The organism is Corynebacterium sp. HMSC072G08 (assembly GCF_001809185.1).
In the GTDB taxonomy this organism is placed as follows: domain Bacteria; phylum Actinomycetota; class Actinomycetes; order Mycobacteriales; family Mycobacteriaceae; genus Corynebacterium; species Corynebacterium phoceense.
Genome location: NZ_KV796464.1, coordinates 91,878 through 106,442 on the forward strand (window position 1 = coordinate 91,878; position 14,565 = coordinate 106,442).

A 14,565-nucleotide genomic window follows, 5' to 3' on the forward strand; every position below is an offset into this window, starting at 1 on the left:
AATGGGGCCATATGCAATGCCTGGGTCCCCTCGGTTGTGTGTTGAGCCTCTGCCGTCCTGCGTCCGTCCTCTCAACACACAACCTACCCCAGACATAGCATATGTCCTAGCCCCCCTAGGACAATTTCTGTAACGTATCGCAAGCGATACATCAGAAATTGTCACCGGGGGCGCCTGCGGCGGGCAATCGCGCGACGCTGCAGACCCTCCCTATTCGGTCGGCTCTTCCGCGTCGCTGCGTGCACGACAACGCCCCCGAACAACGTGCGTTGTATCGGGGGCGTTGTCGAACTTCTACGGCTACGCGTACGAGCTGCCGCCGTACTGCTCGCCGTAGTCCTCCTGGTCGTCGTTCTCGGCTTCATCGAGCGGGTCGATAATGCCGAGATGCGCGGCAAGTTCCGCGACTGTCTTATTCAGAAAGTCGCCGTAGTTCTTGCCGCCGGTAGCGGCATCGCGAAACGCTTCACCGCAGAGACGGTTCATCTCCGCTTTTTGTTCGCGTTCTTGCTCCGCTGCGCGGCGCTTCTCTTCTTGAATCTTCCGCATACGGGCTGCGGCCTTTTCGATCTGATTTGTCTTGACAGACATGAGGGGTTGAATCCTTCCAATTTCTGATATTGACGTGATGGGCAACACGCGCAAGCGCGCGTTGCTCCAGGGGGCGCGCGTTGGCGCTCGAAACGACTCATGACACATCACCGCCAGCAGTGATCGCGGCGATGATGCGTTGCAGTTCGTCGTCGGTTACTGCGCCGGTGGCCCAAGTACCCCGGTTGATGACGGCTACTGCTTCATCGGTGTTGATTACGTTCTGCTCAAGACTGACCTGAGTGGCGCTGTCCACCAGCGCGGCGCTGTAGCGCTGTAGGCGCTGCGGCGTATCCGCCGGATACTCGTCACCACTTTCGCTGACGACGCGGAGAATGTCGCGGCCGTTGGCGGATAGGCGTACTTCGAGGTTCTTGCGGTTTTTGTCGTCGCCGGTGTCGTGCCAATTCCAGACGTAGGTTTTCCCGTTGCTGCTGACACACAATTGTCGTGAATCGGCCGGTTCTCCGGCGATAAGTACGCCGTTGGCTACGGCAGCGCTCACCGTCGTTGCCGAGCCGTCCAGCGCGCCTGTAGAGCGCGTTGCGTAGCCGCTACGGCTGTAGCTCAGCCCCGCGAAATAGTTCGTATACGTGCCGTCGAGGTTTTGCACCTGCAAAATGCGGTGTTGCTGGCCATCCTCCGCACCGTCGAGCAACCAAGCGCGAGGCGGCGCGGCGGGGTTCGCTCGTACCGCTGTGCAAAAGAAATCCGTACGCGAAAAGTGCGCGTTCTGCTTCGCGCCTCCGGCGGCGAAATCCATCGACGGCGGGTTGATGCGCGAGGTGCGCGCCGTCACCTGCTGACCTGCGTTAGCGAAGTCGGCAAGTAGCGTGTTGGCGTCTTCTGTCGGCGCGGCGGGGTCGCCATACAAAATTTGCTTAATTACGTCTACAACCGGAGCGACGGTACGCGATTCAACTTCACGGATCACCGCTTCGCGCTCATCCGGGTCTGCGATGTCGTCGACGCGGCGGCGGAGCTGTTCTAAATTCTGCGAAAACGGACCAACAGTGTCGTAATCGAAAAATTCACGGGTGCCGTTGAAAAACCCCTTGTTCAGGTAGATGGTGTACTGGCCTTTTTCTACCCTGATGAGAATCTGAAAACGGCGGTAAGCCTGAGATTCGTCTTCGGCCATTTGCATACGGCCAAAACGATCCGTGTAGGTACCTGCAAGTCCCGGAAAGAAGATATCCGGTGTAGTCGCAGCCGTGACAATGTTGAGGCGCTGGCTAGGGTAAGTCCGGCCGTACTTAATGTTGACCGAAAGGCGACCTTCGGTATTTTCAGATTGCCTGAATGGCGTAAACATACGGAACGCGTTACCTCTGTTTCCGCATGCGTGAATAATCGTCGCGGCGCGCGCATCTTCCCAAATGATGCAGTCTTCGCCGTCGTAACCATCAAAGCCGACATTTTCACCGCCGATTTTGAATACGGAGAAATCAAGTACGCGGGCAAGCGCGCTGCCGATGAGGTCTTTACCGGTACCGCCGTCACCGTAGACCAGGACATTTACAACCCGTGGCGGCAGTGGCGCGTACTGCAGGTAGTCGCCGCGCAGCTTCGTAAGATGTGCAAGAACACCGCGCTTTACGTAGAGGTGCAAGTACTTTTCGCGCACTTCCGCGAGCGTCATTTTTCCTTGCGCGACCAGCGTCGATACTTCGTCGATGTTGACTTTCTTCTTCTGCGCTCGGCGCTCATCGTCTTCGTCGACCTGTTCCCAAAGGTCTGGCACGTTCGTGACTACTTCGCTGCGGTCGTAGGTCTCCTTGTCCGCCTGAGCGGGGTCTTCATGCGTCAAGTACTTACAGAGCGGCAGAAATGCACTAGGTGGCTTCCCCTCCACATACTGCGGCGGAACACCGAGCGCCTTCGCGACCGCTGCAATCGATTTACGCGACTTGCAGAAAATGACAATGTGCCAATGAGCAGGCTTTTTGCCACCGACAGCTGCACCCTTCGGTGGTGTGTACTTACTCTTAAAGTCCTTCGCCGTATACGTGTCGCGGTCGTGCAGAATGTAGGCCCAGTCCGTCATTCCCTTCGGGGCGAGCGCTTCTCGGATACGCTCCTCCGTGAGCAAATCGCCGTAACCGTCGTAGAACGCTTGCTGCGTGATGAAAAATACGCTGAACTTCTTCCTGTCATGCTTGTGCCACTTCCCACCCGGCCCGAACGGGCACTTGTCGGTACCTACGAGTTGCAGAAGTTGCAGAGATTCAGGCAACGCCTTGACGGTCTGCGGCTCCGATTCCGGCGCTAGAACCGTGTCTTCCGTGGTGTGTTTTTCGTCACACTTTTCGTACTTAGGCATCGCGGACCACCGCCGAAACGGGGAAAAATCCAAAAACACAGATTTTGCGATGTGTGTTTTTCGCGGAGGTGCAACGATGTGACCTGCGGAAACAGAAATTTTCGCAGCGGAACCCGCGCGGGCGACACAAGCCCAAGCCGCCCGCGCGCGTTAGTGTTTTTACTGGTAGTTGCAGGTTTTCGTTTTGCGGTTGGTGAAATTCCGTTTGGAAAAATCCAAAAACACACACCGTATTCGAGAATTCACTTTTCGTGGAAGAATTCCCTGTGAATCTTGGAGAAACCTGGCAGCCGTGCCGCAGGCATGAATTTATCTCTTGTTGTGCGGCATCGTTTCGTGTAATCTTGTGAGCGAAGTGTTTTTTATTTTGCTCCGCTGTTGCCGCAGCGGAGTTTTTCATTTTCGACATGGCTACGCATCACCGCCGAAGGTGGTGACGGTCTGCTTCTTGAGGAAGGCATCGACGTCTTCGAGCCGGTAGCGCACATCGTTATGGCCCAAGCGGACATAGTTAGGGCCTTTACCGTTATGACGCCAACGGCGGGCAGTAGCGACAGAGATTTTGAGGCGGTCAGCAAATTCTGCCGTGGTAAGTAATTCGCAGGTTGATACCAGTTTTGGCATGACTGAAAACCCCTCCTGGGGTGGCGGTTTTCAACCAACCTGGGACTTATGCGTAACGCCTGCTGCCCTATAGAAAACCAGTCATGCTTTTAGTGTGGATATCCACCGGGTGAGCGATTCCTACCAGCGCATATACGCTGAGAATCCTTGTCTGTCGTCTGTATTGTTCTGCCCGGGGGCCACACAACGGGTGCGAATGTGAAAATTTCACCGTCAACAGTACACGGTTACTACTAGGTTGCGCAAGACTGTAGGCGCATTCGGCTTCGAACTGTACTAACTTCTACTAAGTTAGTATGCTTCTGGGCATGGGAAGACAACCACTGCAACCGGGTGAGCACACAATCAATCGAGTCAAAGTGACAAAGTTTGGCAAAGGGAAGGCCATACGCTGGAGCGGAAAGGACTGGACAGGCAAACGGCATAACAAAAGAACACAAGGGCGAGATGCCGGGGAATGCCGAGCACGCGCGCTGAGGGCATTTGAAAAAATACTCGCAGAATCGGCGGCGGTGACCACAAATAACAGCTGGACGTTGGACGATTCAATTACCGAATTTATCGATGATGTTGTCATTCCCGCAGTTGAAGGCGCTGACACAAAGCCACGTACGCAAGCGCGCTATCTGGAGGTTCTTCATCTTTACCGCAGATACACTCAAGGACGCTCAATTCGGTCACTCACGACGGCAGCGGCGATGAAGGCGGTAATCAAGACCATCGCCGATAACCACGGGGCCGAAAGTGCACGGCAGGCGCGAAGCGTGGTCAGCGCGTATGTAATTCAGCAGCAGATCGAATACGGACTGCTCGACAGAAACCCTATTCACGGCGTTGCTATGCCCTTTACACGGGCGAAAACACAACACGCGACAATTCCTACTGTTGAAGAGTGGAAAACGCTGCTGCACTTTATTTTGCATGAAGAAGACCCGTCTGCGCCGATGCCGGGGCAAGACTCACCGCAGGCTAAAAAGTTAAGCGCTAGAGCGAGACACGCACGCGTTATGGAGCTGACGGTACTGCAAATGGCTACGGGCTTAAGGATCAGCGAAGCGCTCACACTGACCTGGGAGAATGTCGAAATCGACGACAAGGGCACGGCCTGGGTGACAGTTACCGCCGAGCTGGCGAAGACAGGAAGGCCGCGCAAGGTGCCGGTGCTGGTGCCGGAGGTGTCGGCGGCGCTGGCGAAGGCACACGCAGGCACGGGGCTAGTGATACCGGCACCGAATGATGCGAGCAAGGCATGGGATCGCAGCGGGGCGACGAAGGCGGTGCGTCACTACTACACGGGCCTCGCAAAGACTCAAGGGTTCGACTTCTTGGCCGAGAATCGTTCGCACGTCTGGCGGAAGGTTCTCACGACGGCCATGGCGGGCGTTCTGCCGCCGCATCTCATTTCCGTCTACTTCGGACACACGCCGGAGGTATCGGGCGCGTCATACACCGATGCGCTTAACGTCAAGCCGGTCATTGAGACGAGCAAGTTAGTACTTTTGGGCGGACAAAAATAATCTACTAACTAATCTACTCACTTTGACCGAATAACCTAGGGGTAACCGCGTGCTAACCTACTGCCCACCTGGGGGCCATAAACAGCACTTATGCTGGCTGTTTATGCTCGTTTATCCTGGCGATATTGGTTCGATCACCCCTAAAGCCGGTGTCGGAGGTTCGAATCCTCTCTGGGGCACAATTATCCTCAGTCGAGTCATAGTTGACACTATTAGTCGGGTGATGGTCACCATTTGGCTGTCAATTCCTGGAATGACGAATGACCGGTGGAAATTCGAGTTCCTCACGGTGCACCTGCCACGCAACCTCTCACTCCGCGGAGGACGGTCCAGCCAAGCATCCATAAACAACAAACGCCAACTTCTGCGCAGCCAGATTAGATCCCCTGACATTTATCCGACTATTTAAGCTGATTTGATTTTATTTGAGTCCAAACCCTTGACGGAGATTCTCAGTCACGTTATCTTTATCTTATCCAGGCGGGACCGCAGAAAGGACACTCATGCCCGATGACATGAACACCTTAAACTGCTTGTCGGACATTCCCTTTCTCATAACGACCGATGGTCGAATGGATGTTCGGCAAGCACTTCTCCGAGCTCATACCCCACATTTCGATATCTCAACAAATATCCCGGGCTACCACTACAGTGCCCAGATTCGCCTACTCGCAGCCACAGCTGCTATCTGTTTACGTTTCGAGACCGACACAACCCCACGTGGCATCAGAAATCTTCTCGCTTCTGGCTTATCTACTCACGCAGTGGACTTCGCCTTATCCACACTAGAGCCAGGAACACGTCTCCATGATCCCGATTTCCCCTTTATGCAGCGACCCGCACTCAACCTCACCAATCCCAAGGCGAAATCAACTTACGTAGGCCCAGGTAAACAACCCGTCAAAAAGTTGTCTCCTTCCATGCCTCCTGACAAGGGGGAGGAATTCTCCAATCTTCTCCTCAGTTCGCCCCGTGAACTCAGCCTAGAAGACGCCGTACTTCAGCTCGTTACTTATCACCACCTGTCGGTCGCCGGAAATAACGCCTATAACGGGGACAAATGCGTATCGGGTTCTCCTGCAATGCGTTTTGTAGGCGCAGACAACTCCGCGACAGAAGTGCTCTGGCACGGATCATCTTTGTTAGAAACACTGTTGTGCATGATTCCCCGATCCTGGGTTGAGGGACAGGGGCTCCCGGCCTGGGCTGATAGGACCTGCGCCCGTTCCCGCGAGCACGATTGCATCCATCCCCTATGGGCTGCGACTTGGAGCTCCAACTCTCCTGCAACCGCATGGAAGGACAACAAACTCGTTGGGGTGCGGACAGGAGGTGTTCCGGCTGAGTGGATTCTGCCTGAAATGGGTGATAAGAATCAGCAGAAGGAATGGTGGACTACACGCAACGAAGCTGATCCTTTCTACCTGTACCGATACAACGGCAAGGAACTCAAGCTCCAACGATTAGACCTCGGCAAAGACGCCACAGCTCTGGCTACCAGCTGGGCAGCAGATAACAACACTGGAGCCTACACCCAATGGTGCGTGCCAAGAATGGTGTCTCCTCGCGGAGACACCACTCTGGCTTTCGTGCGTCACCGGCTCGAGGGCACCGCTTCCAGCCCCAATATTCGCGCATCCGAGGTATTCATTCCCCACATCGAGCAATGGGCGCACGATACTGACATCGATGTAGAAATGCGAATCTCCGAGGGCGCAACTTGTATTCAAAGGCTGCATTCCTTAGTCACCGGACCATTCCGACGTGAGCACTCCAATGAACGAGCCAACGGGAGAGTCCCACTCGTTCTTGACTTTCTGGAGAACTCCCGGAACAGCGTAAGCGAAGCATTCTGGCGCCACATGACAGATAGCTTCTCCCTCCTGCTGAAGGAATGCCGAGAATCCGAGGCCAAATACATCCCCTCCCAAAAATTGTGCACCAGTCTAATGACAGCCACGATCACGGCATACGACGATGTCACTCAGCCTTATTTCGGACAGGAACCCGCCCGAATCTCTCATGTACGAGCTGGAATTTTGCGGCTCGCACGATACCGCATCAATCAATTCGCCGCCCCTGAGTCTTCTGAATAGAGGTAATCATGGAATCAGCAAGCACTCGTCCCCGCACATGGGAACCGCTCTACCACACTTTAATGCGTTGGTTACGGGACTCCCGTACCGATCCACACGGCCACGGCGATAGCCAATGGCGACGCATACGCTCAAGTCTGCGCCGAGGTGGCTCCCTAGCCACGGAGCACTATGCCTATCCGTATGTGCTGCCGGTGCTGGGGCCCAACGCAACTCACCGCGAGCGAGTCATTGCGCTACGCCTATGTTCCCTCATCGCGGAACATGACAAGTTCCCAGAATTCGAGCCGAGCGACTCGTTTCCCAAACGCAGCTTGGGACAGTGGTGCAACCTAGTTTCCCGCGGCTTGTCCGGGGACGCCTCCGGTGACTTTGACCCAACGGAGCCAGACTCGGTAGCGCAACGCCTAGCCTATCTGCACACGCAGAATGCCGAAGACGCCATTGTTTCGATTCGACGCATCATGGACTTGGCCTCCGCCGCAGACAACATGCCGGCACTCGATATCAAGGACCTTTTCCGAACTTTCTTCTCCTGGGGAAATGGTCTAAGCAACACTTCTGCAAAACATCGCCGTCGCGTTCTCGAGGACTATTACGCTGGCTTTGGCACGCGGACAAGCACAGATCCCCAAAAAGACTCAGACTAACAACTACTTCTACTACTTCTTTCATTGCTCATCAACGCACCCATGGTGCTCTCAAACTGTCGAAAGGACAATCATGTCTCGCCACCTCACCATCAGCATCCTGACCAGTATCCCGTACTCCAACCTGAATCGCGATGACACCGGGGTGCCCAAGCGCACCATGCACGGTGGTGTTCTGCGCGCGCTTCATTCCTCCCAAGCCATTAAGCGCGGCATCCGACTTCGTTACGAAGACGCATCTGGCCAAATTTCCATCCGCTCAGGCAAGCTGGCAGAAGTCATCGTTGAAAAGGCCCTCGAGCTCGCTCCAGATCTAGATGAAGGAGCCGCACTGAAAACTGCAAAGAAAATTGTGGGTGCGCTAACCAAGGCTAAGGCGACAGAAAATGAGTCTGATCGCTCCACGTGGCTTTCAGGCGAGGAACTACTGACTGCCGCAACGCACATCGTCCAGGCACAGGAAGGCGAATCGGCAGATGATGTAGCCAACATGATTGCTGGCCACAAGACCGGCTCTTTAGCAATTGCTGCGTTTGGCCGCATGTTCGCTAACGCGCCGGGGAACAACACCGAAGCTGCACTCAGCGTGTCCCCCGCCATCACGACCCACGCCGCGACCATCGACACGGACTACTTTTCTACAGTCGACGACATTCGCGAGCAAAACCATGAGACTGGAGCGACGTTCTTGGGCGTGAGCCAGTACACGAGCGGTGTGTTCTACCGAACCATCTCTATCGATAAGCAACAGTTGCGTGAGAGCTGGTCTGGTTTCACAGATCCACAGGCCCGAGGTAACCTCGAAGAGCTGATACGCGCCGTTATCTACGGCCAGCCTCGTGGCAAGGAAAACAGCACAGCACCGTACACTCTTCCTGCCTTGGTCCTCGCAGAGGAGCAGCAGTACCGCACCGCGTATGACTTTGACCAGCCTGTTCAATCCAGAGGCAACGGAGGTTTCCTTGCGCCTTCTGTCGACGCGCTGGCCGAACAATATGCTCTTGCTCGAGAATTCGATTCTCGCAACTTTGGCCCTGCGGAAGTACTCGCTGGTACTTACAAAGATCTAGAGGGAAAATTCGGAAATCTGAAGTCTGTCTCACTAGACAACTTTATCGAGCAGGTCGTTGGGTGGATCCTCAATGACTAGTTCAACTTACATTCGACTTGCCGGACCATTGCAATCATGGGCCGGGCTGGCAGTATCCGGAAACTTCGTTCGCACTGAGCCCCGCCCCACGGCCTCAGCATTACGAGGCCTGCTCGCAGCAGCTTTGGGCGCGCGCCGCGGCCAGTGGCCCACTTGGCTTGAAGACGTGTACTTCACAGTCCGCGAGGACAAACCTCCAACTTACACCGATGATTTTCAGACGATCGGATCGCGAGAAGACGAGTACTCATTCCGCCGTCGCCTTGCAATGATGCAACAAATGAAAGCGACATCCATTAAACAGTTGTCCTTCAACCCTGCGGTCGGTGCAACAGCGATCAGCCGACGCGCTTATCTAGCTGATGCAGAATTTATCGTCAGGATTACTCATAGTGGATATACGGAAGGCATTGATTCCGCCCTCCGATCACCGGAATTCTCTCTTTATCTAGGCCGTAAAGCATTTCCGGCAGTATTCCCCTTCTATTTGGGAACTGGGTCAAGCGACATTCTGCCGCTTATTCCCGCTGTCGTGGCCTCCGGTTCCGCTCAGGCCAAAACATCTGTTCGGGTCTTCGACCTAGCTTTAGGCGAAGCAGCTGTCCCGTCTACGCAATGGGCCCCTGCTGTAGCAACCCGGAATGAATGGCTGCGCAAGGTCGATAACCTTGCGTTACATCGCCGCGCAACCGCTTAAGAACTCATTGCGGTGATACTTCTCGTGTCACCGCCACAAGCGTTGCCTCCGCGTCAGCGGAGAATACCTGCTCAAATCAACTGAAATACGAAATACCTCCACCCACGTGGAGAAAGAGCTATTACAAATCTACTCGAAAGCCTGAGGCTCTGACCATGCCCTCCACACTATTCCTCACCAAAGCTCCCGCGCATGCACTGTTAATGGCGGCACAAGAGGCTTCTGCCAAAATCACTCCTTATAGCCTTAATAGCCCCACATTTCGACACCGGGCTGTGATGGGTCTGTTCCCTTCTTTTGACGATAACAATCCACGCTCACACGCCGATATCTTGTTCCGACTCGATACCCCTGCCGGACAAGAACCGTACTTTCTTATCCAATCTGCAGTAGCACCAACCATCACGGGTTTTCCTGAAATCATCACTAAAGAAATTGCTCTTGATCCTCCAGCTCCATCGACACCGGTCAGCTTCCGGCTGAGCGTCAATGCAATCCGCCGTGAATCTTTCACTAATGCCTCAGGCAAACGTACCTACAAGGTTCGCCCCGTGCCCGCAGATCACGAGCTCACTGAGATTCCTACTCTCACGCCTTGGCTTGCACAGAAACTTGCGCCGGCGCTCACTGACATCGAAATCACGAACCATCGCCGTACCGTACTCAAAGATCCCAGGCAACAAGGCCGAATGACTTTGCAAATTGATGACATAGATGGCGTTGCCTTAGCCGGCGAGTCCGAAAGTCTTCACTCATTTCTCGCCACAGGGGTAGGGCGTGAGAAGGCCTACGGCTGCGGTCTTCTTTCGATTCGTGCTCTGGCGTAATTCTCCTTAGCGCTCGCTACATAAGTCATCTCTATTCCTAGTTCATGCACCACCAACATCGCTGCGAGATTGCCACATGTCTTCCTCCCCGATTTTCTCTGAACTCTGGGCAAAGAATCACAGCCTAGATATCCCTTATCCTCTCCTTGCTCATTTACTGGATGCAGCTGCCATGGGCGGCGAACTCTACGATCATTGGCTGCGCCCCGGACTCCGTGAATTCCTGACGGAACATCTCGGTCCCAACGCGCGCGGCATTGTCATGTGGCTGGTGGGCAGCCATGATCTGGGCAAAGCCAACCCTATTTTCCAGGGACAACTAGCACCGGGCCGCCCGCTATCTGCCGAAGAGGCGCACCGGTGGGCTGCAGTACGCACTGCTATCGCAGCAGAAGGTCACTGCAATTTCACAGTCCCGTCTAGGACCAAAAATAGCGCACAAACAGTCCGTGGGTTCCGGCGTCATGAGCAGGCTTCTGCCAGTTACTTGCTCCAAGAAATCACTTTAGACGCCCCATCTGAAGAGGGCTGGGCCGCAATCCCCGCTATGGGACACCACGGTCGATTCGACGCTCCCTTTGCAGATGAAGTCCCACGCAAGGAAAAATTTTACCGCCAGGAATGGAACTTCAGTCAGAGAACCAGTGGCTTTAATGCGGCACAAGAGTCACTTGATTCCACTTTGCGAGAGGTCTGCGGCGTTCCTGAAGTACTTCCATCAGAAGTTTCCACGTCTGCCATGCTCCTCGTTTCTGGCCTCACGGTCCTCGCAGACCGCCTAGTTTCCAGCATTGACTGGATCCAGCGTTCACAAGAGCGCATGGCATCGGGCACTTTGTCACTCAATAGCGCGCAGGATTGGATCACTATCCAGGCGCCCGCAGCCTCGGCACATCTGCACAATCAATTGGGAGTCTATAAGGGGTGGGATTCACCATCCGCCGCCAAGTCGGCGATTCTAGGCGAGTACTCCCCACGTCCCGCGCAGCGCGCTGCGCTAGAAGACCCTGACGGGTTACTGACTATTATGTCTGCCACTGGTTCTGGCAAGACGGAGGCGGCTCTTCTGCGTCACGCGCAACGCAACGAACGTCTCATGTTTCTCCTACCCACAATGGCTACATCAAATGCACTCATGAAGCGCGTTCAGAAGATTTTTTCAACTACGCCGAACACTGCGGCCTTGGCACACAGCATGGCAACGATCGAAGACTTCTATTCATCTCCGGTCACTTCTTTCGACGAAGATCATCTTCCCAAGGACACCGGAGGACTCATCCCCAGTGACTTTGTACGCTCCGGCATGCAGCGCCTGTTGGCATCCGTGACCGTGGGAACTGTAGATCAGGCACTCAAAGCATCACTTCCGGTGAAATGGATTCACGTTCTACTCTTAGCCCTGGCCAACGCACATATTGTCATCGATGAGGCACATACACTTGACCCCTATCAATCGCAATTGCTTAAACCGATACTGCAGTGGCTCGGCAAAACTAAAACCCGTGTGACGCTGCTCAGCGCCACTCTCTCGCAACAGCAGTGTGAAGCCTTCACACATGCTTACACTGGCACTGCGCTTTCAGATGCCGTCCATTTCCCCGAAGTTCGTCCCTCTGGCCAAACACCCATTGCTTTGGAATCGATTCCAACCGAAATCACCATTGATCTTCAATATCTCGAACGTGGGGACACTGTAAAATCCCACGTCCACTGGGTTTTAGGGATGCGCCAACGCTATCCCAATGCCAGAATTGGGGTGATTTGCAACAGAGTACAACGTGCGCAAGACGTCGCCTCCGCGTTACGCGATCATGGCGAAAAGGTGCTAACGCTGCACTCTGCCATGACTGCAGCACACCGGCAACACAATGCTGATGCGCTCTTGGAAGCATTGGGGCCACATGGGTCTGGCGCCGGGCTCTGCGTCGTGGGGACTCAAGCCATTGAGGCTTCACTAGACATTGACCTGGACGTGTTGTCCACAGATCTTTGTCCGTCGTCCTCGCTTATTCAACGTGCTGGCCGTGTTTGGCGACGGACGGATCCTTGCCGAGCTACTCGTGTGCCAGAGGTCAAATCTAGCCTGATTCACGTCGTATGCCATCGGGCTTTCTCCGAGCAGGAAAACCTGCCCTACTCAGAAGCGCTTTTGACACGTACGGCGACGTGGTTATCCCACGCCGATGGAAAAATCATCTTCCCGAAGGATTGTCAGGACTTCGTCAACACATGCACGCTCACTTTATCTGATATACAGACCACCCAAGAGCTCGACGCGTTGGCACAATCCCAAAACAAGAAGACCGCTGCATTAAGCGTCCAAGCTCCACTCGCCGATGCCTGGAACGAGAAACTCACTTTGCGCGAGCTCGGGTCGCTTACGAATTCCCCGGTTCCCCTCGACGAAATTTCAACTCGATTCATCGAATTTCCAACATTTCGCGCACTCGTTGTGGGCAATCCTTTCCACATACCTGGTGCGCTCTCTCGCAGCAAGCTACTCGAACTAGCAAAATCACCGGTCACGCAGGAGACTGTTCGACGCGTTCTTGCTGCTTCCATAAACCTACGCTCAGCTGTCTTCGCAGAAGGCGATATGCGCTTCGTGACTAACCCCTTCCAGAAATCCATGTTGGCCCACTTACAGGTAATCGAATTCACCGATGAATACGACACCAACGACGGACTGATTTATAGCCGGGCCATATCCGGCAAAGAAAGTACTCACGATGGCTTACTCTGACGATGCAATTGCATTTTCTACTATTCCAGCAGATCATCAGGTCCGATTAGAAGACCGCATCAGCTTTGCGTACGTCGAGCGTTGCGCCATCCGCCAGTCGGATACAGGAGTAGTTGCCTACTCACAACTTGAAGGTGCGGCTCTCACACAACGGGTCCAAATTCCAGTTGGCGGGCTCGCAGTCCTAATGTTGGGTCCCGGCACCACCATCTCTGCGGCCGCCATGACATCGTGCACACGCTCTGGCGCATCCGTCGTATTTACTGGCGGTGGTGGTGTCCCCGCTTACGCACATGCCGCCCCGCTTACGTCATCAGCCCGATGGGCCATCGCTCAAGCTCGACTCGTTTCAAACGAGGCGAATCAACGCAAAGCTGCTATTCAGCTATACCGGCGTCAGCTGGGAATAGATAACTTTGAAGAGTCAATGAGTATTTCAACCATGCGCGGATTGGAAGGACGCGTCATGAAGAACACCTATAAATCACAAGCAACGAAACATGGGATAAAGAATTTCCGGCGTAATACTGCTGCAACAGACAGCGTCAACCAGGGGCTTAATCTCGCCAACTCAATACTCTATGGCTGTGCGGCCTCCGCTTGTGCTGCCATTGGCATAAATCCTGCACTTGGCGTTATTCATCGCGGCGATGCACGTTCCCTACTCTTTGACCTCGCGGATCTTTACAAACCAACCATTTCGATCCCGCTCGTTTTCTCACTGGCGAGCCACGAAGACTCTGCGGCAGAGATTCGGCGGGCACTCCGGAAAGAGATTCATCATCGCAAGCTATTGCGTGGCATGATAGAAGTGCTCATAGAAATTCTCACTCCTTACCTGCCGAGTCGAGATGATGATCGGCTTATCTCTGGTCGCGGTGCCGAGGTCGCAGGACATACCCAGTATGGACGGAAGTGATTGCGTTGTTCCTCGTCATTACTTCCCGCAGCCTCCCACAACATATGCATGGCTATCTCTCGCGATTCCTCTCTGAAGCCGATACAGGCGTCTACGTTGGCAATGTTTCTAAACGAGTCCGTGATAACTTGTGGCGCCGTTGCTCAGAAGCATTAAAAGAGGGCAGTTTAACCATGATCAATGAAGACAGCCGACGAGAGCAAGGATTCGCTATCAATACGCTAGGCCCCAATCGCCGTACAATTATTGACTTGGACGGACTGCTCCTATCAGCCACCTTTTCGACGTCGAAGACGAAAAATCGACGTTCCGAAGTGTAAACTTCCAGCTGAGGAAGTCTCTTCTCCGCGCGTGCGGAGGTATTTCCCAGCGCCGAAATGATCGAATGGCTCATGGGCCCTCTTCTCCGCGCGTGCGGAGGTATTTCC

The 14,565-nt window shown here is 54.4% G+C and carries 13 protein-coding genes; 9 read left to right on the forward strand and 4 right to left on the reverse strand.

The annotated features are described in order from the left end of the window. Nucleotides 1-300 precede the first annotated feature (300 nt). The 4 genes from HMPREF2559_RS12175 to HMPREF2559_RS13430 form a co-directional block, all read right to left on the reverse strand. On the reverse strand, nucleotides 301-591 hold the full coding sequence (locus HMPREF2559_RS12175) for a hypothetical protein (RefSeq protein ID WP_070540946.1): 291 nt from the start codon (nucleotides 589-591) through the stop codon (nucleotides 301-303). Nucleotides 592-688: 97 nt separating this feature from the next. Beyond that, nucleotides 689-2,914 (reverse strand): Rep family protein, encoded by a 2,226-nt coding sequence (locus HMPREF2559_RS12180; protein WP_070540949.1) that lies wholly within the window; start codon nucleotides 2,912-2,914, stop codon nucleotides 689-691. Further along, complete coding sequence (locus tag HMPREF2559_RS12880) at nucleotides 2,907-3,314, reverse strand: hypothetical protein (RefSeq protein ID WP_148138823.1); 408 nt, start codon at nucleotides 3,312-3,314, stop codon at nucleotides 2,907-2,909. The genes HMPREF2559_RS12180 and HMPREF2559_RS12880 overlap by 8 nt, the downstream gene beginning before the upstream one ends. Before the next feature lie 11 nt (nucleotides 3,315-3,325). Next, nucleotides 3,326-3,538, reverse strand: a complete 213-nt coding sequence (locus tag HMPREF2559_RS13430; protein WP_083297842.1) for a helix-turn-helix transcriptional regulator — start codon at nucleotides 3,536-3,538, stop codon at nucleotides 3,326-3,328. 296 nt (nucleotides 3,539-3,834) lie between these two features. On the opposite strand from HMPREF2559_RS13430, the gene HMPREF2559_RS12185 reads away from it, so the two are divergent. From HMPREF2559_RS12185 to cas2e, 9 genes are all read left to right on the forward strand, one after another. Further along, the gene (locus HMPREF2559_RS12185; protein ID WP_083297843.1) at nucleotides 3,835-5,055 is read left to right on the forward strand and encodes a tyrosine-type recombinase/integrase; all 1,221 of its coding nucleotides are present in this window, start codon (nucleotides 3,835-3,837) and stop codon (nucleotides 5,053-5,055) included. Between the two features lie 503 nt (nucleotides 5,056-5,558). After that, nucleotides 5,559-7,151 carry a type I-E CRISPR-associated protein Cse1/CasA gene (locus tag HMPREF2559_RS12565; RefSeq protein ID WP_083297844.1) on the forward strand — a complete coding sequence of 531 codons (1,593 nt, stop codon included), beginning with the start codon at nucleotides 5,559-5,561 and terminating at the stop codon, nucleotides 7,149-7,151. A gap of 62 nt (nucleotides 7,152-7,213) precedes the next feature. Then, nucleotides 7,214-7,801 carry a type I-E CRISPR-associated protein Cse2/CasB gene (gene casB, locus HMPREF2559_RS13540; RefSeq protein WP_371325683.1) on the forward strand — a complete coding sequence of 196 codons (588 nt, stop codon included), beginning with the start codon at nucleotides 7,214-7,216 and terminating at the stop codon, nucleotides 7,799-7,801. Nucleotides 7,802-7,874: 73 nt separating this feature from the next. Beyond that, complete coding sequence (gene cas7e, locus HMPREF2559_RS12195; RefSeq protein ID WP_070540958.1) at nucleotides 7,875-8,951, forward strand: type I-E CRISPR-associated protein Cas7/Cse4/CasC; 1,077 nt, start codon at nucleotides 7,875-7,877, stop codon at nucleotides 8,949-8,951. Next, the gene (gene cas5e / locus HMPREF2559_RS12570; RefSeq protein WP_083297846.1) at nucleotides 8,944-9,648 is read left to right on the forward strand and encodes a type I-E CRISPR-associated protein Cas5/CasD; all 705 of its coding nucleotides are present in this window, start codon (nucleotides 8,944-8,946) and stop codon (nucleotides 9,646-9,648) included. Before cas7e ends, cas5e begins: the two co-directional genes overlap by 8 nt. 155 nt (nucleotides 9,649-9,803) lie before the next feature. Beyond that, nucleotides 9,804-10,475: a type I-E CRISPR-associated protein Cas6/Cse3/CasE gene (locus tag HMPREF2559_RS12575; protein WP_083297847.1), complete on the forward strand. Its 672-nt coding sequence runs from the start codon at nucleotides 9,804-9,806 to the stop codon at nucleotides 10,473-10,475. Between the two features lie 76 nt (nucleotides 10,476-10,551). Next, nucleotides 10,552-13,218 (forward strand): CRISPR-associated helicase/endonuclease Cas3, encoded by a 2,667-nt coding sequence (locus HMPREF2559_RS12200; protein WP_083297848.1) that lies wholly within the window; start codon nucleotides 10,552-10,554, stop codon nucleotides 13,216-13,218. Next, nucleotides 13,205-14,137: a type I-E CRISPR-associated endonuclease Cas1e gene (cas1e, locus tag HMPREF2559_RS12580; protein WP_083297849.1), complete on the forward strand. Its 933-nt coding sequence runs from the start codon at nucleotides 13,205-13,207 to the stop codon at nucleotides 14,135-14,137. The genes HMPREF2559_RS12200 and cas1e overlap by 14 nt, the downstream gene beginning before the upstream one ends. Then, nucleotides 14,134-14,457 carry a type I-E CRISPR-associated endoribonuclease Cas2e gene (gene cas2e / locus HMPREF2559_RS12585; protein ID WP_256374997.1) on the forward strand — a complete coding sequence of 108 codons (324 nt, stop codon included), beginning with the start codon at nucleotides 14,134-14,136 and terminating at the stop codon, nucleotides 14,455-14,457. The genes cas1e and cas2e overlap by 4 nt, the downstream gene beginning before the upstream one ends. Nucleotides 14,458-14,565: the final 108 nt, after the last annotated feature.

Excerpts from the sequence above, each read along its gene's own strand:
- HMPREF2559_RS12565 (WP_083297844.1), top strand. The coding sequence starts at position 5,559 with ATGCCCGATGACATGAACACCTTAAACTGCTTGTCGGACATTCCCTTT.
- HMPREF2559_RS12175 (WP_070540946.1), bottom strand. The coding sequence starts at position 591 with ATGTCTGTCAAGACAAATCAGATCGAAAAGGCCGCAGCCCGTATGCGG.
- HMPREF2559_RS12575 (WP_083297847.1), top strand. The coding sequence starts at position 9,804 with ATGCCCTCCACACTATTCCTCACCAAAGCTCCCGCGCATGCACTGTTA.
- HMPREF2559_RS12180 (WP_070540949.1), bottom strand. The coding sequence starts at position 2,914 with ATGCCTAAGTACGAAAAGTGTGACGAAAAACACACCACGGAAGACACG.
- cas7e (WP_070540958.1), top strand. The coding sequence starts at position 7,875 with ATGTCTCGCCACCTCACCATCAGCATCCTGACCAGTATCCCGTACTCC.
- cas1e (WP_083297849.1), top strand. The coding sequence starts at position 13,205 with ATGGCTTACTCTGACGATGCAATTGCATTTTCTACTATTCCAGCAGAT.
- cas5e (WP_083297846.1), top strand. The coding sequence starts at position 8,944 with ATGACTAGTTCAACTTACATTCGACTTGCCGGACCATTGCAATCATGG.
- casB (WP_371325683.1), top strand. The coding sequence starts at position 7,214 with ATGCGTTGGTTACGGGACTCCCGTACCGATCCACACGGCCACGGCGAT.
- HMPREF2559_RS12880 (WP_148138823.1), bottom strand. The coding sequence starts at position 3,314 with ATGAAAAACTCCGCTGCGGCAACAGCGGAGCAAAATAAAAAACACTTC.
- HMPREF2559_RS13430 (WP_083297842.1), bottom strand. The coding sequence starts at position 3,538 with ATGCCAAAACTGGTATCAACCTGCGAATTACTTACCACGGCAGAATTT.
- HMPREF2559_RS12200 (WP_083297848.1), top strand. The coding sequence starts at position 10,552 with ATGTCTTCCTCCCCGATTTTCTCTGAACTCTGGGCAAAGAATCACAGC.
- HMPREF2559_RS12185 (WP_083297843.1), top strand. The coding sequence starts at position 3,835 with ATGCTTCTGGGCATGGGAAGACAACCACTGCAACCGGGTGAGCACACA.